Source organism: Niallia sp. 01092 (assembly GCF_052318935.1).
In the GTDB taxonomy this organism is placed as follows: domain Bacteria; phylum Bacillota; class Bacilli; order Bacillales; family Cytobacillaceae; genus Niallia.
In genome coordinates, this window is record NZ_JBQRKO010000021.1 from 38,715 (window position 1) to 63,339 (window position 24,625).

Here is a 24,625-nt window from a genome sequence, read left to right on the forward strand (position 1 = left end):
GCTTTAGCCAATTATATGAAATTGTTTAATTAAGCTTGTGTTCCGCCAAGTTGGCTCTCAGCCATTTGTACAAGACGTTTTGTAATTTCTCCACCAACTGATCCGTTAGCGCGAGAAGTTGTTTCTGCACCTAAACTTACACCAAATTCGGTTGCAATTTCGTATTTCATTTGGTCCAAAGCTTGAGATACTCCTGGTACTAAAAGTTGATTTGAGGAATTGCTTTTACTTGTTGTCATAATGTTTTATCTCCTCATAAAATATTGTTTTGGTTGGGTTAGCTGGAATTACACCAGCAAATAAGAATATCTTACTGCCGCTTGGCATCACCCAATAATATGCTGCTTGTACTAATAGTATGGGTGGAATGTTTATTTCTATTCCTTTTTATTAATAGGGAATTCATTCCTAATAAGTAAGTATCTTTCCTTCTTATAAGGGGAATAGATTCTTATGTTTTAAAAAAAATAAGGTAAGGAAATGAAAGAAGCAGAGGTGGATTATGGCGACTATTTGCCCAGTTTGCAACGGATGGAAACAATTAGTTCAATCTTGTCCAAATTGTCATCAAACAGTGGAGGACAAAGGAAGAATTATGGACTACTATGATGACTATAGTGCTTATATGCCAATCGATCAAATGAAACTGGAAGATGGGTTTAGTGATTTAGCGGAACATCTTTGTCCACATTTAGTATTTTGCAAAGAGTGTGGATATGAAGGGATAGAATTTGTACGTGAATAATAGAAAAAGACATCACTGCTTATTTGTTTACTAAATAGGCAGCGATGTCAGATACTTATTAACGAATTCTGCTTTCTGTTTCTTTATTAAAGAAATGGGCTTTATTCATATCAAATGCTAATTGTATTTTAGCTCCAGCAAATACATCTGCTCTTGAGTCTAGACGTGCGACAAATTCTTTGCCAGCAAGGGTTGAATAGACTAAACTTTCTGCACCAGTTAATTCAAATACATCCACTTTTGCATTAAAGACTGTATTTTCTGAACTTGATATAAACAACAATTCATCATGAATATCTTCTGGTCTAATGCCAAAGATCACTTCTTTGCCAATATAGCCTTGCTTTCTTAATATTTTTAATTTTCCTTCAGGAATAGCGAAAGAAGTTTCTCCAATCAACAGGTTATCCCCTACTATTTTTCCATCAAAGAAGTTCATCGCGGGGGATCCAATAAACCCACCTACAAAAACGTTTTCTGGTTTTTCGTATACATCTTTTGGGGATCCTACTTGCTGAATGATTCCATCTTTCATTACAACAAGTCTAGAAGCCATTGTCATTGCTTCTGTTTGGTCATGTGTTACATATATCGTTGTAGTTTGCAGTCTTTGATGAAGCTTTGATATTTCCGCTCGCATTTGAACACGTAATTTTGCATCTAAGTTAGATAATGGTTCATCCATTAAAAACACTTTGGCGTCGCGGACAATTGCACGACCTAATGCAACCCTTTGGCGCTGTCCTCCAGATAGCGCTTTTGGTTTTCTTTTTAAATACTCTTCCAGTCCTAGAATTTTAGCAGCATTTCGAACTCTTTCATCAATTTCTGCTTTAGGAAACTTGCGAAGCTTTAAGCCAAATGCCATATTATCATATACTGTCATATGAGGGTATAGGGCATAGTTTTGGAAAACCATTGCAATATCGCGGTCCTTTGGCGCAACATCATTAACGCGCACGTCATCAATATAAAAATCACCTTTTGAAATATCTTCTAAACCCGCAATCATTCTTAGTGTAGTCGATTTTCCGCACCCAGAAGGACCGACAAAAACAATAAATTCTTTATCTTGAATGTGTAAATTAAAATCTTCAACCGCTGTTACTTTTTCATCATAAATTTTATATATGTTCTCTAATTTTAATTCTGCCATTTTTTTGTTCCTCCTTTTCTTTATATATATAATGTATCATTTTTGAATACGCTTTCATATTGGCAGAATGCATAAAAGAAGCAATTATTTATTCAGCAAAATGACTAAAACGCTTACATTTTATAAAACTTTCATAGTACTCGTCCCTCGTGATCACCTTCTAGCCTTATGAAAGACAAAACCAAAGAAAAAGCACTAAGTTTTGTCCTTGAGACGGCTTATGAAAGACAAAACCAATGAAAAGCACTAAGTTTTGTCCTTGAGACAGCTTATGAAAGACAAAACCAAAGAAAAAGCACTAAGTTTTGTCTTTGAGACAGCTTATGAAAGACAAAACCAAAGAAAAGCACTAAGTTTTGTCCTTGAGACGGCTTATGAAAGACAAAACCAAAGAAAAAGCACTAAGTTTTGTCCTTGAGACTACTTATGAAGGACAAAACCAAAGAAAAAGCACTAAGTTTTGTCTTTGAGACGGCTTATGAAGGACAAAACCAAAGAAAAAGCACTAAGCTTTGTCCTTGAGACGGCCTATGAAGGACAAAACCAAAGAAAAAGCACTAAGTTTTGTCTTTGAGACGGCTTATGAAGGACAAAACCAAAGAAAAAGCACTAAGCTTTGTCCTTGAGACGGCCTATGAAGGACAAAACCAAAGAAAAAGCACTAAGTTTTGTCTTTGAGACGGCTTATGAAGGACAAAACCAAAGAAAAAGCACTAAGCTTTGTTCTTAAGAGTGCTTTTAAAATACGAACTTTTTTATATTTGTAAAGATTCTTTTCTTATTATATTTCCTTTGATGAAATAGGTAAAAATAATTTAACTCCACGTTTATTAAATGGTAAAAAGCGAAAGTCACAAAATAAATGACTAATATATGCCAGTAAACAAGTATAGTATACACCCTCGATTTTAATCGATTGTTCAAACTGAAAAGCTATAAATCCGTAAAAAATAATGCCAAGGATAGAGTGAGTGTAAGTTCTATGTGAAATAAAGGAAGATATGATGATATAAACGCCTAAAAGCATCAGCCATTTTTCATCTAAAGAAATCCCTCCTAATAAAACACCGATTCCAGTTACTGTTAACATATGTCTTTGCTTTAGTCGATAAGAAATAAAAATAATCATCCCGCCTAAGCCAATGCCATATATCATCTCATTTACAGAACCTTTATAAAAGCTGTACATAATCATCATTAAACCAATGACTTGTGCTATAGTCTGAAATACTTTGTGTGATAGCGTAATTTTATTGCTTAGCTTTCCATCAATATCCATATCAGGCATTAAGCCAGAAATTCCTCCAAATCCGACTAATAAAAGTGTGTCTGTAGGATTTGCCTGAACATAATTTGCAACGATAAAGCCAGTTGCCGCTCCCACTACTGCATGTGATGTTCCTTTCAAGCTTTGTTCACCTTTTTCTGATTATGTATTAAACCATTGGTCTTTAAATGCTTTGAAGCAGTGAAAATAGACGACCAAGGCGCTTGCGCTTTTCTCATTATAGGCGAAACTAGTAAAATAGCAACCCTTTTTTATGTAAACAGAGCTTATTTTCAAGGTAGACACCCATGCTAATAAAATTCGCACCATGGTGCATGGAAAGAAGCAGTCTCCACATTTATAGCGCAGAGCAGCGTGAATACACGAAGACTCCTGCGGGAAAGCGAGACAGACGAGACCCTGCAGGAGCGTAGCGACGAAGCGGCTCGGCGCTCGCTAAGCAAGAAGCGTAGTGTATTCACGCTGCGGAACTTCTTTTCAGGGTAGCCTAGTTAATTATAATGTTGCATTATTGCTTGTGCCCAGGATGAAATAATAAACAGGCAAGATAAATCGTAAATAAACTGTTAAAATCTTTTAAGTGAAAGCCAGTTTTTTCGGTAAATCGATCTAAACGATATTGCAGCGTATTTCGATGGATAAAAAGCTGCTTTGCTGTATTGGTGCTATGACCATTATTTTCTATAAATGTTTGTATGGTATGTAGTATTTCTTTATCTTCTTTAAAAATAGAAAAGCAATGATAAAAAAGCTCTAATTCATTTTCTAATAATCTATGGATAAATAGTGTAGGGAGAATTTTTTCAAACGATAAAACATTTTGGGACGGAATAATCTCTAAACCTTTTGAAAATAACTCTCTTTCTTGGGTGAAAATTACTGGTAATGTTGTATTTAATTTTACTTCTTTTCCGATAAAAAAAGTAATAGTTGCATAAAAATCTGATTGTATCGCTTTGGAAAAAGAAGCGAATGCCTCTTCTTGTAGATTGTGTTGATTTTTCTCCACTATCACCCCTTCATGATGATTTTTCCAAATCAATAAATTATTTTTGCCAATAAAGTCTGTAAATGCGTCGTTCATTAGTTTTTTTTCCCATTCTTTCCCTTGAATATGAAACTGAATCAAACGAATGGATGTTGCTTCTATATCGGAAGGAATTTTACCTTGCAAAAAAAGAAATTGTTTCCATACTAATTCTTCTTTGTGATTTTTTTCCTCTAGTATAAAATAATCAAATAAGTTTTTAAGTAAATCAAGCTGTGAATCATTGATTTCCTTTTTAGGGATCCCAAACCATTCTTTCTGAGCAGAAAGTATAAACCAATGATATGTTTCTAGTTGCGATGATGAAGGGGGAGATGTTTGTTCAATTGCATGTTGGAAGTAAGAGAGTAATTTATGTTTCATAATGCCTCCTATAGCCATTAAAGAAAGCGATTAATTTTTTGTTTTAATTTTATAATAGAAAAAGGGTGCCGGCAATAAATAAAAGAGAATCAGAAGTTAGTACTATTCTCTCTGATTCTCTCCATAGACAAAACTTAAACAGTGTGTGGAGGGTCTTCTTCGGGGAGATCCCTTGCTTCCTCGATATTAGTAGTATCGGCTCGATGAACAACATAACCGCCGCCCATCCCTTCATTAATCATACGGTCAATATCTAGATAGGCAGCTTCTTTCCCTTCGTATAGCAAATCTTTTTTCTTCATTAATATCCCTCCTCTGATTAGGATGGATAGATTCAACGGCAAATATTCTCTCTATTTTGTTCAGTCTTTAATCATTGTATGGGAAAGCTGATAAAAAAGATTAATCAGCTGCCTGCAGCGTTTTGTTTCAATTTCTTCTTCATCAAACAGCATTGGTTTGCTGTTGATTTCAAATATATAATAATTTCCATCTTTATCTACACAGGCATCTATCGAAAATTCTCCAAAAAACCCAAAGTGCTCCGATAAAACAGGTCCGCAATTTTCCACTAATAAGTGAATAAAGTCATCATGTTCTGCAGTTTGAACGAGATCATAGGAAAGCAGTTGACCGCCATTTGGTATATGAGTAGTAATTTCTTGGGAAACAGACTGTCTTATTCCTACACCTGTTAACGTATACTTATCATGATTATAGGTGATGAGAATGCGGAAATCATAGCGATGATCATGAAATAGAGCGGCATCAATCGTTTGTTGAGCAATAAAAATCGTGTTTTTTTGTGATTGCTCGAAACTTTGCCAAAATGAATCGAAGGATGGAAAAGTGGATGTCGTAAACGAACTGTTGCATATGATGGAAGAATCTTCATTAAAATAAATATTAAAAATATTTTTTCCTTTATATCCTTGTACTGCTTTAATATATATATTTTTATGTTTAAGTAGGAAGGTGCCTAATTCCTTTTTTTGTGTGATTAAGATTGTTTCTGGTAAGAATTTTTTTAATACTTTATCCATTTTTAAAACTTGGTACAGATCAAACTTATTAATAAAGGAAGGGTTAAAATAGGGAATCGAATTATTGGAAAAAATAGCGATAGCACGATGAAAAGACGAATCTTTTTCTGTTTTTCGAAATGGAATTCTATTATATACGATATGTGGAAGCGGACTTTTTACATATATCCAGCGATTTTCATCATGGACGTATGCAAAGCCGCTTATACCGTTTTCTTCGACATCTTCGGGAGCAAAGACAACGATGATTCCACCTAAAGCTCGCAACTCTGTTTGCAGCCTAATAAATAGTGGACCATTGCCGACTAGTTTCTTCTTATTATTATAGGAAGTGAGAATTCCAACAATCGGCCCAGCGTTTTTTTCTGTTTCCACAATAGGAAACGGGTAATGATGATTTTCAACTGTTTTAATGGCAGCAAGCTTTATCTTATTGCTTCCGATTGTTCTATCTTCTTTGTTTACTATACTCCAACACCTTTTTTTGGAGTCATAATAAACATTCATCGGTACATATCCTCAGGTTTTTTTATACTTTTTTCCATCAGGAAAATGGCGTATTCTAAAGAAAGTCTTCTTGTTAATACATCATATTTTTTTAAGGAAGGGTCTTTAAAAATACTTCTCCCTGGTTTAGAGTTTGCTTCAAATAGCCATACTTTTCCTTTTCGGTCGATTCCAATATCAAAACCAATTTCTCCAATAATTCCTTCTAATTGTTTTTCCAACGCGGCGCTTATCTTTAAGGAAGCAGCGCTTAATTTATTTTGTAGTTCCTTTGTTTCAATATCTATTTCTTCTAATTCCTCTATACTTTTAATCATTCCGCCGTTATTAATATGGGTTGTAACGCTTCCTGATCCGGCAATTTTTGCGGAAATGGCAGTAACCTCCCATTGACCCAATCTATTTTTATTTGTATGAATACGAAAATCAATTGGCTTTTTATCAGATCGAATTAAATAAATTCCTTGTTGAATAATAAAATTGGTGATGTTTTTGTTGCGAAAAGTGTGATTGATCAATTTTTCAAGGGATTCAAATTTTTGCAGACGATTTTGTCCAGTGCTATCTTGAAAACGGACAAAATAATAATTTTCTTTTTTATCATAAATTACTTGATAAATGCCTTTACCTAAACTGCCATTTTTCGGTTTTATATAAACATGCCCAAAGCTGCTGAGCATTCTTTCTACAGTGGAAAACGAGGTGAACAGGTGCGTTTCAGGTAAATAATCAGCAATGCTGTTTTCTTGCAGCAAGCGTTCATAAATATCTAGCTTATTAAAAAATCCAGGATTATACCAAGGGATTAAATAGTCCTTTTGCAACCGGTTTTTCGCCATTTTTATCCGTGCTTGTTTTTCACTTTTACGATTTGGAATCCGATCATACACGATGTTTGGGAAAGGCACTTCTATTGTCTTCCAACCGCCATCGCTATAAAATAAACCATTAATGGTAGAATTATCCCAATTAATATGCTGTTCGCCAAATAAAAAGGCAATCACGCCAACTGTTTTTTGAACAGACAACAGCTTAGAGAAGATAAGTGTCCGATCACCAATGGGTCTTACTTTAATGGGAGAAAAACCAGAAGTGAAAATGCCGATTAACGGACCAATATAAAGGGTATCATGATCAAAAAAAAGATGAACAGCAGAAGATTCTACAGGAATGTGAAGTGCTTGTGCAAGGTCTTGACTAATGCTGATGATATTTTTAGATTGTTTTTTTACGATGCTATCCATTTTTATGGAGCCAAATGATATTTTTTGTAAAGGAAGTGCTATTTCACTTTCATTTGGGATAAAAATCGTGTTGCGTTCCTGTGAAATAATCTCAATCGGATACTGTTTTTGCATTCATTTTTCCTCCTTTTTCAGCAAGTATAGATGCTGCATAAAGTGTGGGAGCTTTATATAATTGTTCTTCTAAATGAGGATAAGCGTTTAAGATAACTTTCCTTCCTGGTTTAGAATTAACATCAAGAATCCATAATGAGCCATTTGCTGTTACACCGATATCCACTCCAAGTTCAAACAGAGAAGGAAATGATTTTTCTAAAACAGGAGGAATAGTGGAAAGGATATCATTCACCTCATTTTCTAAAAAGTTTTTCATACGAAAGGAAGTGTGTTTTAACCAATCACGAAAGGGGATAACATCAGCTCCAGCACTTAAGTTGGAAATGATTCGGTTAGGCTCCCCTAAACGAATTCCTTTTTCGACTATTTCCCATTTTCCAGAAGGTTTTTTTTGTAAGAGGGAACGAATGTCAAATGGCTGCTTGCTTTGATTATATAAAGGTAAATATGCTTGGCTTAAATAAGCGTTTTTCGCTAATAAACCGTTTAACCAGGCAATAAATTTTTCGGAATCAGAAAAGCTATGTTCTACCTGTTTGTTTTTTTTGTCTGTTTTTACAAAAATTTCTTTGTTTCTCTTTTGGATAAAATAAATGCCATTACCTTGTGAACCGTTAATTGGTTTGATGATGACAGGTTGAGCAGTAGATAATTCAGCAAGTAATTGTTCAGCATTGCGCAGCGTTTTTGTTCTCGGAATGTATGCTTTTAATCTTGATTCTTTTAAAACATCATAAAGGGTTAATTTATTCGGCAACCCATTGCCAATAAACTTAATATCTTCTCTGTTTTTTAACCAGGAGACGATATTTTTGCATTGATGAGAATGGCTGCTCTCATGATAGAAACAACGGTCATAAAGAATGGTAGGAATAGGGAATTCTCCTGTAACCCAAGTGTTGTTTTCATGGTTATACATACGACCCTTTACCTTTTCTGTAAAAGGATCAAAAGTGGATGGAACAAAATGAAAAATTTGAAAGGCAGATGGATCACAATAATTAGCAATTCCATTTATATAACTAGATTCACTGTCAAGGGAAAGCGTCATAATACCGAAACGATTCATTTTATCTATCTCCTTTGTCATTAAAAGATTAGAACATTTTTTTCGGGAAGAACAAGGCGGTTCCGCTTTTCTTTGTCTAGCTCCAGCACCTAGCCCCTGTGAAAGATAACCTCTTGTCTCTAAAAGTAAAAAACACTTTTTGAGCCAAGTGAACATTTTTCTTCAGGGCTGAACAATGCGCTTGCGCTTTTCTAATTTGGAAAAGAAAGTCTTATAAAATATTCTAATAGGGCTTTTGTAGAAGGTCTTACTTTAGTAGAAGGTTCGTCAAGACTTTTAGAAGGTTTGGAGTTTGCTTCAATAATCCATAACGCTCCATTTGTATCGACTCCTATGTCAATTCCCATTTCTCCTAAATAACCATCCGTATTTTCACTAATAATTTCTGCCACGTCTGCAGCTAATTTTTTTAATTCTATTAATAACGCTTGAGCGTGTTCTTTTCCGAACAATAGAGGTAAAACAGTTTTCGCCTGCAGAAGTTCTGCTCCTTGTGCTAAATTTGCGACAAATGCATCATTGTTTGCGGCACGTGCGACAATGGAAGTTGCTTTCCAATGATTATCATAATTTTTATGACAAAGCACACGGAAATCTAAGGAACGCCGCTGGAATGGCTGAAAATCTATCCCTTCTTGAATAAGATAGATTTTATCTTTCGTAAAACGTTGAATCCATTTCCAAAGTTCTTCCGTAGAAAAAAAGAAGTGTTTTTTGCCTTTCTGTTTTCCAGACGAGGCAGTAGCACAATACTTATTGTCTATTGTAGTTAGATGGATGATGTTGCGTCCTTGACTGCCATGTACTGGCTTAATATAAATGGAAGTGTAGCTTTTAACCATCATTTCTACTGCTTCTTTTGATAGTCTTTTTGTTTCTGGTAAATGCTTTTGAATACGAGCATCTTTTTCCAAAAGAAGATGTGTATCGTATTTAGAAAAAAACTGTGAGTTAAATAATGGGATTGCTTTTTCTCCTAATGATTTCTTCAAGTGTTGAAAATGGACACTGGCATCTAGTTTCCTGGAATGAAGACGATTATAAACAACAGTTGGATATGGTAAAGTAGTCTTTTCCCATTTATTGTGCTGATAAGAGTAGCCTGTTATAGAATCAGTATAAAAATCCTGTAATCCACAAACGTATATAAGGCCGCCAATATCTGAAATTTCATTTTTTAATTCTTCACAAAGCTGACGAAGAGAACGAAAATCGGGAGTAATATCATTGTTTTCTTTTATCTCGGTTAGAATAGCAACAATGGGACCTAAAAATATTGTTTCTGTCTGCCTGAAAAATTGGGCAAGAAAATATAAGTTTTGTTCAGGCAATTTAAGTTGTTCCATTACATCTTTACTAAAGAAAACCGTTTGCTTTTCATGCCGATGTTCTTGTACGACAACAGTTACAGTCGTTATTCCAATCTGAATAAACACCTTTTTATTTTCGTTAATTCCCCAGTAATGAAGCAAAGAAGGACTCATTGTAATAGTGAATCCTGAAAGAGAGGAATCCTCTTTAATGGAAAGCTGCAAAAAATGATTGGCCATGATAATTCCTCATTTTTAATAAAGACTATTTTCTCAAAGTTTGTTGTTATTTACGTAAAAAAAATGGGAGAAGAAGTACTCAGCAGACTGAATACACGTAGACTCCTGTGGGAATGCGAGAAAGACGAGACCCCACAGGAGCGAATGCGACGAGGAGGCTCGACGTTCGCTAAACGGACGAAGTGTATTCAGGCTGCGAATCTCAAAGCAACAATCTATACGAAAACAGCCTTAATAAATAATAGATGCAAATCTAGGCGAATGCTGATACGGTATCCTATGAAAAAAATGAAAAATGGTGATTACGATCCTACATACCAGAAAAATATGCAAATGAAAGTTTTCAACTGGGTTTACCATCAAGGTAATAAGCATAAATTTTCTGAAGTTAAATAGATGTCTAGCTCCAGCGCCTAGCCCCTGTGAAAGATAACCTCATGCCTCTAAAAGTAAAAAAACACTTTTCGAGTCATGAGAACATTTTTCTTCGGTGCTGAACAAGGCGCTTCCGCTTTTCTTATTAGCCTTCATTCTGGCAATATGACGGATAGTTTGTTATAGTGGAGGCAATTGCAAAAAAAGGAGTGGTTAAAATGACGATTAATTTACATGATTCTGCTTATTCACTTGAAAAGGCCATCCGTCAAAGTAATGAATATAATAATTTGAAGAAAATGTATGATGAAGTGAACGGAGATCCATCTGCTAAAGCAATGTTTGATAACTTCCGCAACATTCAACTGCAATTACAGCAAAAACAAATGACAGGTCAAGAAATTACACAAGAAGAAGTAGAACAAGCTCAAAAAACAGTAGCACTAGTACAACAACATGAAAAAATTGCAAAGCTGATGGAAGCAGAGCAACGTATGAGCATGATAATCGGTGAATTAAACCAGATTATTATGAAACCATTAGAAGAATTATATGGTCCAGCTCAATAAGAAAAGAGAGTGAATCCTTTAGGTGGTTCGCTCTTTTTGTTATGGAGAATGAGCGAGGCTTGAAGAAAATAAACGAAAGAAAAGGAGGAGTTTTGTCTAAGATAGTCGTGATAAAAAAGCGAAAAATTCCTTCGTAGTACAATAAAGTAACCCGCTCCTAAAAAGGAACGGGCAGTGTTTTAGCCATATTTATTAGAATTTACTTCCACCAAGTTGCTGTTCAGCCATTTGAACTAACCTTTTTGTAATTTCTCCCCCAACAGATCCGTTAGCGCGAGAAGTAGTTTCAGCTCCTAGGCTTACTCCAAACTCAGTTGCAATTTCATATTTCATTTGATCTAATGCTTGAGATACTCCTGGTACTACAAGTTGATTACTAGTTGCCATGATGAATGTTTCCTCCTTGAAGTGTGTTTTTGTGTTACATTTATTAGTTTAAAAAAATTGTCACATTTTATGCGTATATTTTTTTATAAAAATATTTCCAATTTAATCTCAAGGGTTTTTACCAAAAGGCTGTGTTAAAGCTAATTGTTGATTTTGATACTTAGTTGATTGGAGCGGAAAGCGGGCGATAAGCTTCGGAAATCTCCTTTTAACAGAGCTTATTTTCAGGGGAGACACCCATGCAACAAAATTTGCACCATGGTGCATGGAACGAACAGTCTCCACATTTATAGCGCAGAGCAGTGTGAATACACGAAGACTCCTGCGGGAAAGCGAGACAGACGAGACCCTGCAGGAGCGTAGCGACGAAGCGGCTCGGCGCTCGCCCGCGGAAAGCGTAGTGTATTCACGCTGCGGAACTTTTTTCAGGGTAGCCTACCGAAAAGGAAGTTGCCATTATTTATTAGCTAGGTTCTATTATGCTTGTTTTAGACATACATGATATATAAAGAAAATACAACCTAGAAACGGGGGATAAATATATGATTTATCGCTTATTAGCTTTAAATATTGATGGTACTCTCCTTCAATCAAATGGCCGTTTAAACAAATCAACAAAAGATGCAATTGAATATGTGCAGCAAAAAGGGATTTATGTGACATTAGTTACATCGAGAAGTTTCCCGTCTGCAAAAAAAGTCGCAAAAGCATTAAAACTAAATAATCATATTGTGACCCATCAAGGCGCACTTATTGCTACTAACTTAGAAAAACCGATTTATGTAAAAAGAATTGCAGATGATCTTGCTTATGAAATTGTTCGCTTCTTAGAAGGGTTTATGTGTCAAATTCGATTAGTGCATGAGAAATTTTCTCTAGCTAATAAGTCAAAGTTGAATCATAATATGTTAGCAAAAACGGTGCTGTCATCTGGAGACCCTGTCTTTTATTCTCATCAATTCGTTGATGTGCTTAGCGATGTTTTATTAGAAGAACCAGTTAGTCCCCCAAAAATTGAAGTGTATTTTGAAGATAAAAAAGACTGTACAGATGCAAAAGTGGTGTTGGAAAAAATGTTTGATGATATTAATATTGTCCAGATGAATGAATGGCGTTTGGAAATATTGCCGGCAGCCGTTTCTAAATTAAACGGTTTATTATACCTTGGAGAACAACTCGGTATAAAAAGCAGAGAAATGGTAGTCATTGGAGACAGCATGGATGATTTAGAAATGATTAAAGCGGCAGGTCTTGGCGTTGCAATGGGCAATGCATCAAATGAGTTAAAAAGGGCAGCAAATTGGGTAACAAGATCGAATAATCAACATGGTGTAGCCTATATGGTAAAAGAACATTTCCGCAAACAGCAGCCAATTGAATTTCTTCGTAAAATGAATATTATAAAGTAAGCAGATAGTTTGAAATCCTTAGTTTTGTAAAACTGAGGATTTTTTTTAAAACATAAAGTATAATGAAGATTTAATGACTCCAAAATAATAAAAGGTGAATATAAAATGAAGGTAATTTTAATAAGTGGTTTAACAGATGAGCGTTTAATTAGACCGTTAGAACATATAGGAAACTTATTTTTTGAAGATACAAAAGTGACTTTTAATAAAGAAGAAGAAGCTGAGATTCAAATCGAATTTATTGTAAGCTCTTCTGACTCCTTGTATACAATTAGTGGGCAAGCAATAAACCATAAAGGAACCAGCTCTTTTAAGAGTACAAAAAATACACAGCAGCTGACAGAGAAAGAACGTTTTAAGCAAGAAAAAAATGCAATCTCTCAAGTGTATTTAAAGGTGCTGCAAGAATATACAGGAATGGTGCAGAAATGGGGAATTCTAACTGGAATTCGCCCTACCAAATTATTGCATCGTCATATACAGAACGATGTTCCAATGGATGTGGCACATCAGTTATTAAAAGAAGAATATTTAATGTCCGATGAAAAAATAACGTTAATGCAAAAAATTATTGATCGTCAATTGGCGGTTATTCCAGATTTATACGACTTAAAAAAAGAAGTAAGCATTTATATCGGCATTCCTTTTTGCCCAACTAAATGTGCGTATTGTACATTTCCCGCTTATGCGATTAATGGTAGACAAGGTTCCGTTACCTCTTTTTTAGGGGGACTTCATTATGAAATGCAAAAAATAGGTGAATGGCTAAAAGAAAAAAATATCGCTATTACAACCGTTTATTATGGCGGAGGAACACCAACAAGTATAACAGCGGAAGAAATGGATATGTTGTATGAACAAATGCATGCATCTTTTCCACACGTAGAAAATATTCGCGAGATAACGGTTGAAGCAGGACGGCCGGATACAATTACCCCGGAAAAACTCGCTGTTTTAAACAAATATAAGATTGATCGCATAAGCATTAATCCACAGTCTTATACGCAAGAAACGCTAAAAGCAATTGGCAGACATCATACGGTAGAAGAGACGATCGATAAATATTATTTAGCGCGAGAGCATGGAATGAATAATATTAATATGGATTTAATTATCGGTCTGCCAGGAGAAGGGATTAAGGAGTTTCAGCACACATTAGACAAAACAGAAGAACTGATGCCAGAATCATTAACGGTTCATACGTTATCGTTTAAACGTGCTTCTGAAATGACACGAAATAAAGCAAAGTACAAAGTGGCAGAAAGAAGCGAAATCGAACAGATGATGAAAATGGCAGAAGATTGGACAGAACAATTCGACTATGTTCCGTATTATTTATATCGCCAAAAAAATATTTTAGGAAATTTAGAAAATGTCGGCTACTCAAAACGCAATCAAGAAAGTATTTACAATATTATGATGATGGAAGAATTGCAAACAGTCATCGGCATTGGCTGTGGAGCTTCCAGCAAATTTATTCACCCTGTAACAGGGAAAATCACACAGTTTTCCAATCCAAAAGATCCAAAAACATACAATGATAGCTTTAAAGAATATACAGACAGAAAAATTAACTTGTTAAATGAACATTTTTTTATGGAAGAAGTAAACTAAATTGTAGACAAAGTATAATTGATTATGATGACAGCCCTTGATATAGCAATTGAGTAAAGTTTGGTCAAAAATAGCCCACAAATCCTTATAATAAGGGATATAAAGGGAATCCATTTTGAAAAAAGATTGATCAAAATGGATTCCTTTCTTTTTATAGATATTCCATTTATTAAAAGGTTTTTATGATATTTCAATTAACGTTCATGATTTAAATATATTGACTTGACAATTGATGTAAGAAAATTACAGAGTATTGATCAATAGGTTTGCATCTTGGAAAATAACTAGATATGATTTAATTATCAAAAATATAAGAAAGGATGAAGCAAAATAGAAAACCAGCAACAATGGGACTATAGATAGAAAAAACTTGGAGGAGTGATCGGTAATGTCAAATATATTGTTTATTAATTTTCCAGCAGAAGGGCATGTGAACCCTACTCTCGGCATTGTAAAAGCATTTGCTGAACGAGGAGACAATGTACACTATATTACTACTGAAAAATTTAAGGAAAGACTTGAAGGTGTTGGAGCGAAAGTTCATCTTCATCCAGATCTACTTAGAAAAACCTCCATTAACGCTTCCACTCTTTCAGGGGTGCAAACATTTTTGAACATTCATATTCAAACTTCCTTAGACACACTAGAAATCACGAAACAATTATCAGAAAGCATTCAGTTTGATTTTATTTTTTATGATAGATTTGGAGCGGGTAAATTAGTGCGAGATTATTTAAATGTTCCGGGTATATCTTCATCTCCTTCATTTTTAGTGCCAAATGAATTTTTCAAAAAGCATCCTTTTCATCCAGATTCCGAAACTCCATTCCATCCTGATCAACATGCTGAAAAATTATTGGATCAAATCCAAAAAAGGTTCGGTGTTTCACCAGAGAACATGCTTCAATTCATGAATAATGATGGGGAATTAACGATTGTATACACAAGTAGATATTTTCAGCCTAACAACGAACTTTTCGGTGATAACTATATTTTTATAGGGCCAAGCTTTCCAAAGAGAATGGAAACGAATCAATTCCCTCTTGAAGAGTTAAAAGATAAAAAAGTACTTTATATTTCAATGGGAACGATTCTAGATCAAGTGGAAGAATTTTTTAACATTTGCATCGATGCCTTTTCGGATTTCCAAGGAAAGGTTGTCATAGCAGCTGGAGAAAGGGCTGATTTCTCTAAAATCAAAAAAGCACCTGACAACTTTATTATTTCTTCCTATGTCCCTCAATTAGAAGTGTTAAGTGAATCAGACGTTTTTATTACACATGGCGGAATGAATAGTGTCAATGAAGGCATCCATTATAATGTCCCTCTAGTTGTAATACCTCACGACAAAGATCAGCCAATGGTAGCTCAGCGATTAACAGAGCTTAGTGCTGGTTACAGACTATCAAAAGATAATATTCAGGTTCAGTCTTTGAAAGATGCAGTAAATGAAGTTCTATTAAAAAATGAATATAAAGAAGGAATCAAAAAAATTAATGATAGTTTCCATGATTGTGGAGGGGTAGAACTAGCACTCAAAGAAATTGATTCTTTTTTAGGAAGTAAAAGAAGTTAAATTTCATATCAAAAGTATTCATAAGGAAGACAAGAAGTGTTAAGGTTCCTCCCTAAAGGAAGTACTCTCACATTCGGAAAATCTGAAAGTAATACCGTTTTATTTGAGTAGAAAATTACTAGCGGATCATAAATATAGTCAAGAATCCTTTCATTTTATATGATTTCACTTAACTTACTTGAGCAATAAAGAAAATAACGATCTGTTTAATTGTGTGCCAGCTCATGTTATAATGAAAAACTTAGGATAATTACGACTTTTGCTCATAATTGAACGGATGCCAAGAGAAGCCTCCGCCTAGCGATAAAATATGGAGGTGTAAGAGAATGAATAAACGATGGACAATAGGTAAAATTAAAGAATTTGTTGAGAACAATTCGGAAAGTAAGTTGCTAACGACGGAATATCACGGTTTTTCTCAAAAGTTACTTTTTAAATGTGCATGTGGTAGCAGTTTTGAAAGAACATTTACGAAATTTAAAAATAATCACCAACGTAAATGTGACGTGTGCCAACCGCCAAAAGCGTCACGCTAAACGTATAGCGAATAAACGAAGTGCCGATTTCTAATTTAATAGAAGTTGGTGCTATTTTTATTTTATTCAGTAAATTTCTTTCATTAATCGTCTATTATTCTCCTATTTCTTCATTAATCTAATAATTATAACTCAAACTTCGCAGTTATAAATTCCTCTTCATGTATTGCTATAACTTGGTTTAGGGCAATTAAAAAAGGGTGATTGATTAGTCTTCTAGGGTGTTTTTTTGCAAACATTATTCCTTACAAATAGGGGCTTGCTTTCCGTTTCAGGATGCTCGCTTTCCGTGGGGCGTGCGATGAGCCTCCTCGGCGCTTGCGCCTGCGGGGTCTCATCTAACCCGCTAATCCCACAGGAGTCTCGCACCTTCCACTCCAATCAAGCCGTTTGATCAATTAGTTGCTGTCGCTGAACTGGTGAAAACACCCACCTTATAGAAATAGACTCAAGCGGCACATTTTGGTAGAACAACGTTGAATAATAACATGAAAAAAATCAACGCTACTATTGTTTAGCAATAATACCTTGTAATAAAATTCGAAAACAAGAACTTATTTTAAAACAAGTTGCTTGTAACGGAGGGTGCGAAGACTCCTGCGGGAAATGTGGGAAGGCTGAGACCCCGCAAGGCAAAGCCGAGGAGGCTCAGCTCCCACCCCGCGGAAAGCGAAGCAACCCGTAGTGGAAAGCAACCTCAACAATAAAAACCAAGCCTTACTTTTTATTGTTCTAAACCAAGTCCTATCAAGATTTGCAAACGAATTTGAAGGTGCGAAGTTTGAGTTAGAAATATAAATAATCATATTTCTATACTGCAACTCTAACATATAATAAGACTTATTGTGGATTTATTCCCATTTTTTATGATTAAATAATCTATCCGGCAATAAGGAAAACTGCGTGATGGGAGTAGAAAACATCTTTTTCGCAATAGTTTCCAAAACCTTGAAACCTTTTCTATGTTTTTTCGTAAAAAAAGAGTGAGGAGGAGAGCGGCATGACGTTGGAATTAAAAAATGTTTCGAAAAAATTTGGGTCTTTTCTTGCTGTTGACAACTTATCTCTTTCCATCCCTGAAAAAGAGATGTTTGGATTTTTAGGTGGAAACGGGGCAGGAAAGACGACTACCTTTCGTATGATTCTTGGGATTTTAGGAAACAGTGAAGGGGAAATTACATGGAACAATAAAAAGATTGATTATGAAACAAGTCCTTATATCGGATATCTTCCGGAAGAAAGAGGATTGTATCCAAAACTGAAAGTAAAAGATCAGCTTGTCTACTTAGCAAGGTTAAGAGGTATGGACAAGAAGAAAGCATTGCAAGAGCTGGAATATTGGCTTAACCGCTTTAAAGTTCCCGATTATTTGAATAAAAAGGTAGAGGAGCTTTCAAAAGGGAATCAGCAAAAGATTCAGTTTATTAGTGCTGTGTTGCATAAGCCGCAGTTGTTAATTCTCGATGAGCCTTTCAGCGGTCTTGATCCTGTAAATGTAGAGCAGTTAAAAAGTGCGGTTATCGATTTAAAAAATGCTGGGACCACGATCGTGTTTTCGAGTCACCGCATGGAGCATGTGGAAGAAATGTGTGAACATCTTTGTATTATGCATAAAGGAAAACCGGTAGTACATGGCTCCTTAAAAGAAGTAAAAAGAAGCTTTGGAAAAAAGAATGTAACGATACATGCTGATTTTGACCTTGCTTTTTTAGCTGACTATCCTGGCGTCGTTAAATTAAAACAAACAACAGAAGGTGTCTCTTTGCAAATAGAAGGAGAGGAAATTGCAGAGAAGATTTTGAAGGATATCGTTAATAAAGGATTTATTCGAAAGTTTGCACTAGAAGAGCCGTCGCTTAATGATATTTTTATTGAAAAGGTAGGTGCTTCTCTTGAATAACTTTTGGACGATTCTATTTCATACGTATGCAACAAAGCTGAAAACAAAGTCCTTTATTATTACAACTGCGATCACCCTTGTGCTTATTGTAGCATTATCGAATATGCAAACGATTATCAAAACCTTTGACGGAGAAGATAGCACAAAAGTTGCAGTCATTGATCAGACAAATGAATTATTTTCACAGGTTAAACAAGCATCAAAAGCATCAAACAGTGATATGGAGCTCGTAAAATATAAAAATAGTGTAGAGAACGGGAAAAAAGCAGTCGAAAATGAAAAATATGAAGGATTATTAGTAATCGATTATAATAAGGAAAAGCTTCCAACTGCTACTTATTATTCAATGAATATTGCTGATTCTTCGGTCTCAGATGATTTGATGACGAATATTCAAGCAGTGAAAGGAAATTTAGCAGCAGCACAATTGAATTTGACTAGTGAACAGCTTGCAAAATTAAATGAACCTGTGTCATTTGATCAAGTAGCACTTGAACAAGATGCAAAAACAGCAGAAGAATTAAATCAAGCACGTGGACTTGTTTATGTATTATTATTCCTTATTTATTTTGCGGTTATTATGTATGCTAATATGATTGCGATGGAAGTAGCAACAGAAAAATCTTCCCGTGTGATGGAAATTTTGATCTCTAGTGTTTCTCCTATTAAACATATGTTTGCCAAAATACTTGGAGTAGGTCTTTTAAGTTTAACCCAGCTAGTACTATTACTTTCTGTCGGCTATTATTTTATGACAAATAATAAAGCTTTAAACTCGATGGGCGGTTTTTTTGGTTTTAGTGATGTACCGGTTTCAACCATTATTTATGCAGCAGTCTTTTTTATTCTCGGCTACTTTTTATATGCTACATTGGCAGCGCTTCTTGGTTCGCTTGTCAGCAGAATAGAAGATGTGCAGCAAATGATTACACCGATGACCTTGTTAGTTGTTGCCGGTTTTATGATTGCGATGTTTGGATTAAATGCTCCTGATACGGCATTTGTAACGGTTACTTCTTATATTCCATTTTTTACACCAATGCTCATGTTTATGAGGGTTGGCATGTTAAACTTGCCAGTATGGGAACCAATTTTAGGCATGGTAATATTAATAGTTTCCATTATTATTCTTGCTGTATTTGGGGCAAGAGTGTACAAAGGCGGCGTCTTAATGTATGGAAAATCAAATTCCTATAAAGATATTAAAAAGGCACTTCAGCTTACAAAAAAAGAGTAATAAATCGGGCCACAAAAGCACTTTTCTCTATCGGGAAAGTGCTTTTTTTATGGAAAAGGGTCGGAACTCGGCCTATTTTTAACCGTATGGTTACAAATAGGGTGCTTAGTATTAGTAAGTAGGATGGTTTAGCTCCGCTCCGCCGTCTTCATTGTGAGGGAGACGGCAATTATTTATCTTGTATTCTATACAGGAGGGAAGGGGAGATTCATGTTAGTTTTCGTATGATAGGGGTAACTATGAATAGATATGATATATTATTCGTTTTTATTAATTCACATTTTCATTTGTTTTAGAATAAGTTCTTAGTCCTTCCATCCAGTACCCCTATAATAGTCAAATGACCACATTAAACCACCTTGTACTTTCATAACTATTGGCAAATGATAAGCTTAATATTAATAATATATTCTAACGGGTTGACCATTAGTTTTATTCCATATTTGCTTCACGCAGTTGGTCTTAAAATCAAAATAATTTATATGTGTTAAAATTTGGTCACTTTGTTTTCCATTAGTATCAGAGATGAAATAAAAACCTCTATTATCCTTACTCATTATAGGCTGTCTAATGTCTGTATAATTTTCCGTATCTTCCATTAGTATTTTTGTCTTCTTATCATCTAAATTAAAGGAAACGATTTTTGATGGTTGATTATCTTTAAGTCCATCCTTATAATTTATTAAAAGTACTTTTCCGTTCTCAGATAGCGTAGCACTTCTAACGATTTTTTTTAACACCAACACTTCTTTTTTATATTCTCCTTTATTGGTGTATAAAGAAAAATGGAAGTGAGGTGGAGTGAAAGAAGAATTATTTTTATTAGCTTTATCTATATTTTCAAACTCCTCTTTTATTGATTTGGTTACAACTAACAACTCTTTTGTTTTAGAATTATAATCAAATGCAATTACAGAAGACTCATTATCTTTAGGATTTATAATTTTATATTGAGCATTCTTAATATCATATACGGCAATTTTAAAATTTCGATCATCTTTATTAACTAAAGCTCTCATATAAATAACCTGTTCTGAAGGGTTTAGTACGAGTAAATCTACATAACTCAAATCCTTAGTTAGCTGCTTTATTTTATTATTATTATTTTCTTTAAACAATTGAAATGATTCATTATACTTACTAGCAAAATATACGTTCTGTGTCTTTGGAGAATATGAGGAAGTTGGATATTCTTCTAATTGTTTCATAAAAATTAAACGTTCTTTTTTTGTATTCACGTTAAATTCATATAAGTAATGATTAATGTTATCAATGTAGTCTATATATAAAATATCTTTATTTTTTCGTGTCATGCTTGAGTTGGTTTCTGTATCTCTAGCTTTACATCCAAGAAGTAAAAAAGTACATAAAGACAATAAAATAAAACTTCTTATATTTTTCATTAGTGACACCTCCAGTAAAGTCCCCTACCTTCAAATTATATTATGATGATAGGGGATAAGTTTATAGTCTAGTAACTTATTTTTCCATTACTAATCCAACCACCGCCACTACTATCAATGACACCGCCAAGATCATATTTATAAGCATCTCTCTGTACATCTAAAATAATAGGATCTTTGAAATTCCCATAGTCCCATTTATAAAGCGTAACAGTCTTTCTTTTGGTTACATTAGTAGTTTCAATTGGGGTTCCTCTTAAAATTCTTTTTCTATATTGATAACTTACAGCACAGTCATATCTAGTTAATTTTTTTTCATCCGCTCCTATTTTACCTACACCATCATAAAAAGTAATTTTTCCAGTTTTTACAGTTGCGTTTGATTCTATAACTGTAATAGAACCTAGAAAACAAGTTAGCACAAAAGGAAGTATGGTTATTTTTTTAAAATTAGCCATTTTTTCACTTCCTTTAGTATTTATGTAAGACGAGAAGCTCATTTTTCCTACCCTCCTTCTAGAATATTTATTACACTATATAAATTAAGCAAATAGATTATTACTCTAATTCAGCATCTAATATTAAAATAAAACTGCTATATATTCCCTTTTGATTTAAAATAACTTAGTCCAAGCAGAACCTTATCAGTTAAATTGCATTTGATTCGACTATTGTGCTCTTTACACTGACCGATGTAAAATCAACATCAAAGTATGGACAAGAATCTTAACTTTCTCATCCATCCATTTTTAATGTACTTCATTTGATACTGCCATGAGAATCAGTCCTTTCCTTTTTATTCATTTTGTATGTTTAATATCCAACATTCATTGAACAAATATTAAGCAGGGGGCATTTTACATTAAAATAAAAAGTCAGTTCGTATATAGGAGCTGCTATTATTTCTTATTAATATTTTTCAGATATTCAGTAAAAGCATTGTTTTCTTCATGAGGATATCTGGTAGATATGGGGAACCTCCCTGTTATTGTATGAGAAAATGATATCATTAGAAATATACTAGTATAAATTTAACAGCTGGTTTAAAAGAGTATTAATACTTGTTTAATATTGATGTGTTTAATCTTCTATATAACTACGTAGATTATCATGTTTATAAATATCGAACTAATAAAGGGAAAGGAGAAAAAGTAATATGGTGCTACTGTCAAAAGGAGATACAGTTGGTTTAATTGCTTGTTCTAATGGGAGGCCAATCGAAGCGAAAACGCAAATGGATGCGATTGAAACAAAGTTAAAACAATTAGGGTTGCAAGTAAAATTTGCCGACACTATTTATTGTGTAGATGGAACCCCATTTAGCGGCACTCCGAAGAAGCGGGGAGAGGAATTAATGAAATTATTTACTGATGATAAAGTAAAAACTATTTTTGATATATCTGGGGGAGATGCAGCTAATCAAGTATTGCCGTATTTAGATTTCAACCGCATTGCTGAAAGCCACAAACCTTTTGTTGGATTAAGTGATTTATCCGTGATTAATAATGTGATTGTAGCATGCAGCGCTATTCCAGCTTACCATTATCAGATCAGTAATCTAGTTCGTTCTGATCAGCAAAATCAGCTGCGTCTTTTTACGGATTTATTTTTCTCTGATAATAGTTGGAAGACATTTTCTTACACATGGCTCCGCGGCGAAAAAATGGAAGGGGAAATCATCGGAGGAAATACAAGATGTTTTTTGAAACTGGCAGGAACAAAGTATTTACCCGATCCTACGAATAGAATTTTATTTTTAGAAAGTTTAGGAGGAGGACCTGCCACGTTGATGTCACTATTTACACAATTGGATCAGCTGCAATTTTTTCAAAAATGCAGCGGGGTGCTTCTTGGAACATTTACGGAAATGGAAACAAAGGGGAGTACGCCAACAGCAGAAGAACTATTGCTAGAAGTGACGAAACCATATAATGTGCCAATAGCAAAAACGCCATTTTTAGGACATGGTCCAGATGCTCATTGTCTACCGCTGGGCGTAAAAATGACATTTAGTTAATAGGCTATGTTAAAGCTATTGTTGATATTGGCACTATGTTGATTGGAGTGGAAGGTGTGAGACTCCTGCGGGAAAAGCGAGTCAGAGGGAGACCCCACAGGCGCATAGCGCCGAGGAGGCTCCCGGACCGCCCGCGGAAAGCGAACGCCTGAAGCGAAAATCAACAGGCAAGTTTAACAGAGCCAATTAATAAGAAAATATAAGAACGTGCATTCGTTTTTTTGACGTGATAAAATAGAAGAAAAAGATGGAAGGAGAAGCAGAATGAAAGAGATTTCCTTTATTCATTGTGCAGATTTGCATTTAGATAGTCCAATGATAGGGCTTAGAGATTTACCTTCTTCTATTAAAAAAAGATTGCAAGAAAGCACCTTTGCGGCATTTACTAATCTAGTGGACAAAGCAATTGCTTTACAAGTAGATTTTATTATTATTGCAGGGGATATTTATGATGGGGAAGATAGAAGCATCAGAGCGCAAATCCGTTTTAAAAAAGAATTGGAACGCCTCCAAAAACAGGATATTGCTGTTTTTATTGTTCATGGAAACCACGATCACTTAAGTGGAAGCTGGGTACAAATAAAATGGCCTGATAATGTGCACATCTTCCCTTCGGACGTAACACAAATAGTGTATACAACAGGAACAACGACTGTTTCCTTATATGGGTTTAGTTATGAAACAAGACATATTTATGACCGGAAAATTGACTTGTATAAAAAAGAGAATAATGCAGATTTTCATATAGGGATACTGCACGGCAGCATCGAAGGCTCAACTGACCACAGTCCGTATGCTCCCTTCCATTTACATGATTTAACCTCTAAATTAATGGATTATTGGGCTCTTGGTCATATACATAAAAGAGAGGTTCTTCAACAATATCCTCCTATTGTTTATCCAGGCAATATTCAAGGCAGACATAAAAAAGAAACAGACGAAAAAGGCGCCTATTTTGTCCAGTTAAGCGAAGAAGGAACAGAATTGGAATTTTTCGCAACGGCAGATATTATTTGGAGAAAAATAGAAATTGATGCAGCAAAGGTACAATCATTTGATGAACTTTTAATATTATGCAAGCAAAAAATGGACGCAGAAAGAACAGCAAGCCATTCTAGTATTCTTTTTTTTGAAATCATTAATTTGAGCATTCATGAAACGGTTCTTCCTGCAGAATTACTAGAAATCCTGCAGGAGGAAGAAATAGAAGATCAACAGTTTGTGTGGGTTTCTTCACTGAAAATAATCGAAAACACGACTTGGATAAAAGACAATTTAATTAATGAATCAGATTTTTACAAAGAGCTTTTTACAGTAGCGGAGGATAAAATGGCCGTGGAAAAGGGCGTTGCTTCTCTTTATCACAATCCAGCTGCCCACCGTTTTTTGGAAGAGTTGACAGAAGAGGATAAAAAAAATTTGGCGGAAGAAGCAGAGCATTTGTTGATTCAATTACTTTATTCAGAATAGGT

22 protein-coding genes are annotated in these 24,625 nt (G+C 34.7%); 10 read left to right on the forward strand and 12 right to left on the reverse strand.

The features are described 5' to 3' along the window. Nucleotides 1-29: 29 nt before the first annotated feature. A complete protein-coding gene (locus tag ACTXGU_RS17745) occupies nucleotides 30-239 on the reverse strand; it encodes a small, acid-soluble spore protein, alpha/beta type (RefSeq protein ID WP_443482865.1) in 210 nt (69 codons plus the stop codon). A 263-nt stretch (nucleotides 240-502) separates the two neighbouring features. Between ACTXGU_RS17745 and ACTXGU_RS17750 the strand changes: the two genes are divergently transcribed. Then, the gene (locus ACTXGU_RS17750) at nucleotides 503-745 is read left to right on the forward strand and encodes a hypothetical protein (protein ID WP_443482866.1); all 243 of its coding nucleotides are present in this window, start codon (nucleotides 503-505) and stop codon (nucleotides 743-745) included. Nucleotides 746-803: 58 nt separating this feature from the next. Here ACTXGU_RS17750 and ACTXGU_RS17755 read toward each other — a convergent pair whose 3' ends face one another. From ACTXGU_RS17755 to ACTXGU_RS17790, 8 genes are all read right to left on the reverse strand, one after another. After that, the gene (locus ACTXGU_RS17755) at nucleotides 804-1,901 is read right to left on the reverse strand and encodes an ABC transporter ATP-binding protein (RefSeq protein ID WP_443482867.1); all 1,098 of its coding nucleotides are present in this window, start codon (nucleotides 1,899-1,901) and stop codon (nucleotides 804-806) included. Between the two features lie 781 nt (nucleotides 1,902-2,682). Continuing rightward, a complete protein-coding gene (locus ACTXGU_RS17760) occupies nucleotides 2,683-3,309 on the reverse strand; it encodes a metal-dependent hydrolase (protein WP_443482868.1) in 627 nt (208 codons plus the stop codon). A 388-nt stretch (nucleotides 3,310-3,697) separates the two neighbouring features. Further along, the gene (locus ACTXGU_RS17765; RefSeq protein WP_443482869.1) at nucleotides 3,698-4,600 is read right to left on the reverse strand and encodes a PucR family transcriptional regulator; all 903 of its coding nucleotides are present in this window, start codon (nucleotides 4,598-4,600) and stop codon (nucleotides 3,698-3,700) included. A 134-nt stretch (nucleotides 4,601-4,734) separates the two neighbouring features. Next, nucleotides 4,735-4,902 (reverse strand): hypothetical protein, encoded by a 168-nt coding sequence (locus tag ACTXGU_RS17770; RefSeq protein ID WP_443482870.1) that lies wholly within the window; start codon nucleotides 4,900-4,902, stop codon nucleotides 4,735-4,737. 60 nt (nucleotides 4,903-4,962) lie between these two features. Continuing rightward, nucleotides 4,963-6,150 (reverse strand): YheC/YheD family endospore coat-associated protein, encoded by a 1,188-nt coding sequence (locus ACTXGU_RS17775; RefSeq protein WP_443482871.1) that lies wholly within the window; start codon nucleotides 6,148-6,150, stop codon nucleotides 4,963-4,965. Further along, on the reverse strand, nucleotides 6,147-7,508 hold the full coding sequence (locus ACTXGU_RS17780; RefSeq protein WP_443482872.1) for a YheC/YheD family endospore coat-associated protein: 1,362 nt from the start codon (nucleotides 7,506-7,508) through the stop codon (nucleotides 6,147-6,149). Before ACTXGU_RS17780 ends, ACTXGU_RS17775 begins: the two co-directional genes overlap by 4 nt. Then, entirely contained in the window at nucleotides 7,486-8,580 is a 1,095-nt protein-coding gene (locus tag ACTXGU_RS17785) for a YheC/YheD family endospore coat-associated protein (RefSeq protein WP_443482873.1), read from the reverse strand. Before ACTXGU_RS17785 ends, ACTXGU_RS17780 begins: the two co-directional genes overlap by 23 nt. A gap of 191 nt (nucleotides 8,581-8,771) precedes the next feature. Further along, nucleotides 8,772-10,130 (reverse strand): YheC/YheD family endospore coat-associated protein, encoded by a 1,359-nt coding sequence (locus tag ACTXGU_RS17790; RefSeq protein WP_443482874.1) that lies wholly within the window; start codon nucleotides 10,128-10,130, stop codon nucleotides 8,772-8,774. Nucleotides 10,131-10,723: 593 nt separating this feature from the next. On the opposite strand from ACTXGU_RS17790, the gene ACTXGU_RS17795 reads away from it, so the two are divergent. Continuing rightward, a complete protein-coding gene (locus tag ACTXGU_RS17795; protein ID WP_443482875.1) occupies nucleotides 10,724-11,074 on the forward strand; it encodes a YlbF family regulator in 351 nt (116 codons plus the stop codon). Between the two features lie 192 nt (nucleotides 11,075-11,266). Here the strand turns inward: ACTXGU_RS17795 and ACTXGU_RS17800 are convergent, their stop codons facing one another. Next, entirely contained in the window at nucleotides 11,267-11,461 is a 195-nt protein-coding gene (locus tag ACTXGU_RS17800; RefSeq protein ID WP_443482876.1) for a small, acid-soluble spore protein, alpha/beta type, read from the reverse strand. A 542-nt stretch (nucleotides 11,462-12,003) separates the two neighbouring features. Here ACTXGU_RS17800 and ACTXGU_RS17805 point away from each other — a divergent pair. From ACTXGU_RS17805 to ACTXGU_RS17830, 6 genes are all read left to right on the forward strand, one after another. After that, on the forward strand, nucleotides 12,004-12,870 hold the full coding sequence (locus tag ACTXGU_RS17805; protein ID WP_443482877.1) for a Cof-type HAD-IIB family hydrolase: 867 nt from the start codon (nucleotides 12,004-12,006) through the stop codon (nucleotides 12,868-12,870). A 105-nt stretch (nucleotides 12,871-12,975) separates the two neighbouring features. Continuing rightward, on the forward strand, nucleotides 12,976-14,484 hold the full coding sequence (locus tag ACTXGU_RS17810) for a coproporphyrinogen III oxidase (protein WP_443482878.1): 1,509 nt from the start codon (nucleotides 12,976-12,978) through the stop codon (nucleotides 14,482-14,484). Nucleotides 14,485-14,872: 388 nt separating this feature from the next. Then, entirely contained in the window at nucleotides 14,873-16,060 is a 1,188-nt protein-coding gene (locus ACTXGU_RS17815) for a macrolide family glycosyltransferase (RefSeq protein WP_443482879.1), read from the forward strand. Between the two features lie 326 nt (nucleotides 16,061-16,386). Next, the gene (locus ACTXGU_RS17820) at nucleotides 16,387-16,596 is read left to right on the forward strand and encodes a hypothetical protein (RefSeq protein ID WP_443482880.1); all 210 of its coding nucleotides are present in this window, start codon (nucleotides 16,387-16,389) and stop codon (nucleotides 16,594-16,596) included. 1,000 nt (nucleotides 16,597-17,596) lie between these two features. Further along, nucleotides 17,597-18,496 carry an ABC transporter ATP-binding protein gene (locus ACTXGU_RS17825; RefSeq protein WP_443482881.1) on the forward strand — a complete coding sequence of 300 codons (900 nt, stop codon included), beginning with the start codon at nucleotides 17,597-17,599 and terminating at the stop codon, nucleotides 18,494-18,496. Continuing rightward, nucleotides 18,489-19,733 (forward strand): ABC transporter permease, encoded by a 1,245-nt coding sequence (locus ACTXGU_RS17830; protein WP_443482882.1) that lies wholly within the window; start codon nucleotides 18,489-18,491, stop codon nucleotides 19,731-19,733. The genes ACTXGU_RS17825 and ACTXGU_RS17830 overlap by 8 nt, the downstream gene beginning before the upstream one ends. Nucleotides 19,734-20,131: 398 nt before the next feature. Here ACTXGU_RS17830 and ACTXGU_RS17835 read toward each other — a convergent pair whose 3' ends face one another. Both ACTXGU_RS17835 and ACTXGU_RS17840 read right to left on the reverse strand, forming a co-directional pair. Next, nucleotides 20,132-21,136, reverse strand: a complete 1,005-nt coding sequence (locus tag ACTXGU_RS17835; protein ID WP_443482883.1) for a hypothetical protein — start codon at nucleotides 21,134-21,136, stop codon at nucleotides 20,132-20,134. Between the two features lie 68 nt (nucleotides 21,137-21,204). Further along, the gene (locus tag ACTXGU_RS17840; RefSeq protein WP_443482884.1) at nucleotides 21,205-21,594 is read right to left on the reverse strand and encodes a hypothetical protein; all 390 of its coding nucleotides are present in this window, start codon (nucleotides 21,592-21,594) and stop codon (nucleotides 21,205-21,207) included. A 698-nt stretch (nucleotides 21,595-22,292) separates the two neighbouring features. Here ACTXGU_RS17840 and ACTXGU_RS17845 point away from each other — a divergent pair. Beyond that, nucleotides 22,293-23,153, forward strand: coding sequence for a S66 family peptidase (locus tag ACTXGU_RS17845; protein WP_443482885.1), 861 nt, complete (start codon nucleotides 22,293-22,295; stop codon nucleotides 23,151-23,153). Nucleotides 23,154-23,417: 264 nt separating this feature from the next. After that, entirely contained in the window at nucleotides 23,418-24,623 is a 1,206-nt protein-coding gene (locus tag ACTXGU_RS17850; protein ID WP_443482886.1) for a metallophosphoesterase family protein, read from the forward strand. Nucleotides 24,624-24,625 lie beyond the last annotated feature (2 nt).

What these genes read in the sequence shown, in the direction of transcription:
- ACTXGU_RS17805 (WP_443482877.1), top strand. Translation starts at nt 12,004, where the DNA reads ATGATTTATCGCTTATTAGCTTTAAATATTGATGGTACTCTCCTTCAA.
- ACTXGU_RS17785 (WP_443482873.1), bottom strand. Translation starts at nt 8,580, where the DNA reads ATGAATCGTTTCGGTATTATGACGCTTTCCCTTGACAGTGAATCTAGT.
- ACTXGU_RS17815 (WP_443482879.1), top strand. Translation starts at nt 14,873, where the DNA reads ATGTCAAATATATTGTTTATTAATTTTCCAGCAGAAGGGCATGTGAAC.
- ACTXGU_RS17745 (WP_443482865.1), bottom strand. Translation starts at nt 239, where the DNA reads ATGACAACAAGTAAAAGCAATTCCTCAAATCAACTTTTAGTACCAGGA.
- ACTXGU_RS17810 (WP_443482878.1), top strand. Translation starts at nt 12,976, where the DNA reads ATGAAGGTAATTTTAATAAGTGGTTTAACAGATGAGCGTTTAATTAGA.
- ACTXGU_RS17780 (WP_443482872.1), bottom strand. Translation starts at nt 7,508, where the DNA reads ATGCAAAAACAGTATCCGATTGAGATTATTTCACAGGAACGCAACACG.
- ACTXGU_RS17800 (WP_443482876.1), bottom strand. Translation starts at nt 11,461, where the DNA reads ATGGCAACTAGTAATCAACTTGTAGTACCAGGAGTATCTCAAGCATTA.
- ACTXGU_RS17835 (WP_443482883.1), bottom strand. Translation starts at nt 21,136, where the DNA reads ATGAAAAATATAAGAAGTTTTATTTTATTGTCTTTATGTACTTTTTTA.
- ACTXGU_RS17755 (WP_443482867.1), bottom strand. Translation starts at nt 1,901, where the DNA reads ATGGCAGAATTAAAATTAGAGAACATATATAAAATTTATGATGAAAAA.
- ACTXGU_RS17850 (WP_443482886.1), top strand. Translation starts at nt 23,418, where the DNA reads ATGAAAGAGATTTCCTTTATTCATTGTGCAGATTTGCATTTAGATAGT.
- ACTXGU_RS17840 (WP_443482884.1), bottom strand. Translation starts at nt 21,594, where the DNA reads ATGGCTAATTTTAAAAAAATAACCATACTTCCTTTTGTGCTAACTTGT.
- ACTXGU_RS17820 (WP_443482880.1), top strand. Translation starts at nt 16,387, where the DNA reads ATGAATAAACGATGGACAATAGGTAAAATTAAAGAATTTGTTGAGAAC.
- ACTXGU_RS17750 (WP_443482866.1), top strand. Translation starts at nt 503, where the DNA reads ATGGCGACTATTTGCCCAGTTTGCAACGGATGGAAACAATTAGTTCAA.
- ACTXGU_RS17845 (WP_443482885.1), top strand. Translation starts at nt 22,293, where the DNA reads ATGGTGCTACTGTCAAAAGGAGATACAGTTGGTTTAATTGCTTGTTCT.
- ACTXGU_RS17775 (WP_443482871.1), bottom strand. Translation starts at nt 6,150, where the DNA reads ATGAATGTTTATTATGACTCCAAAAAAAGGTGTTGGAGTATAGTAAAC.
- ACTXGU_RS17795 (WP_443482875.1), top strand. Translation starts at nt 10,724, where the DNA reads ATGACGATTAATTTACATGATTCTGCTTATTCACTTGAAAAGGCCATC.
- ACTXGU_RS17770 (WP_443482870.1), bottom strand. Translation starts at nt 4,902, where the DNA reads ATGAAGAAAAAAGATTTGCTATACGAAGGGAAAGAAGCTGCCTATCTA.
- ACTXGU_RS17825 (WP_443482881.1), top strand. Translation starts at nt 17,597, where the DNA reads ATGACGTTGGAATTAAAAAATGTTTCGAAAAAATTTGGGTCTTTTCTT.
- ACTXGU_RS17765 (WP_443482869.1), bottom strand. Translation starts at nt 4,600, where the DNA reads ATGAAACATAAATTACTCTCTTACTTCCAACATGCAATTGAACAAACA.
- ACTXGU_RS17790 (WP_443482874.1), bottom strand. Translation starts at nt 10,130, where the DNA reads ATGGCCAATCATTTTTTGCAGCTTTCCATTAAAGAGGATTCCTCTCTT.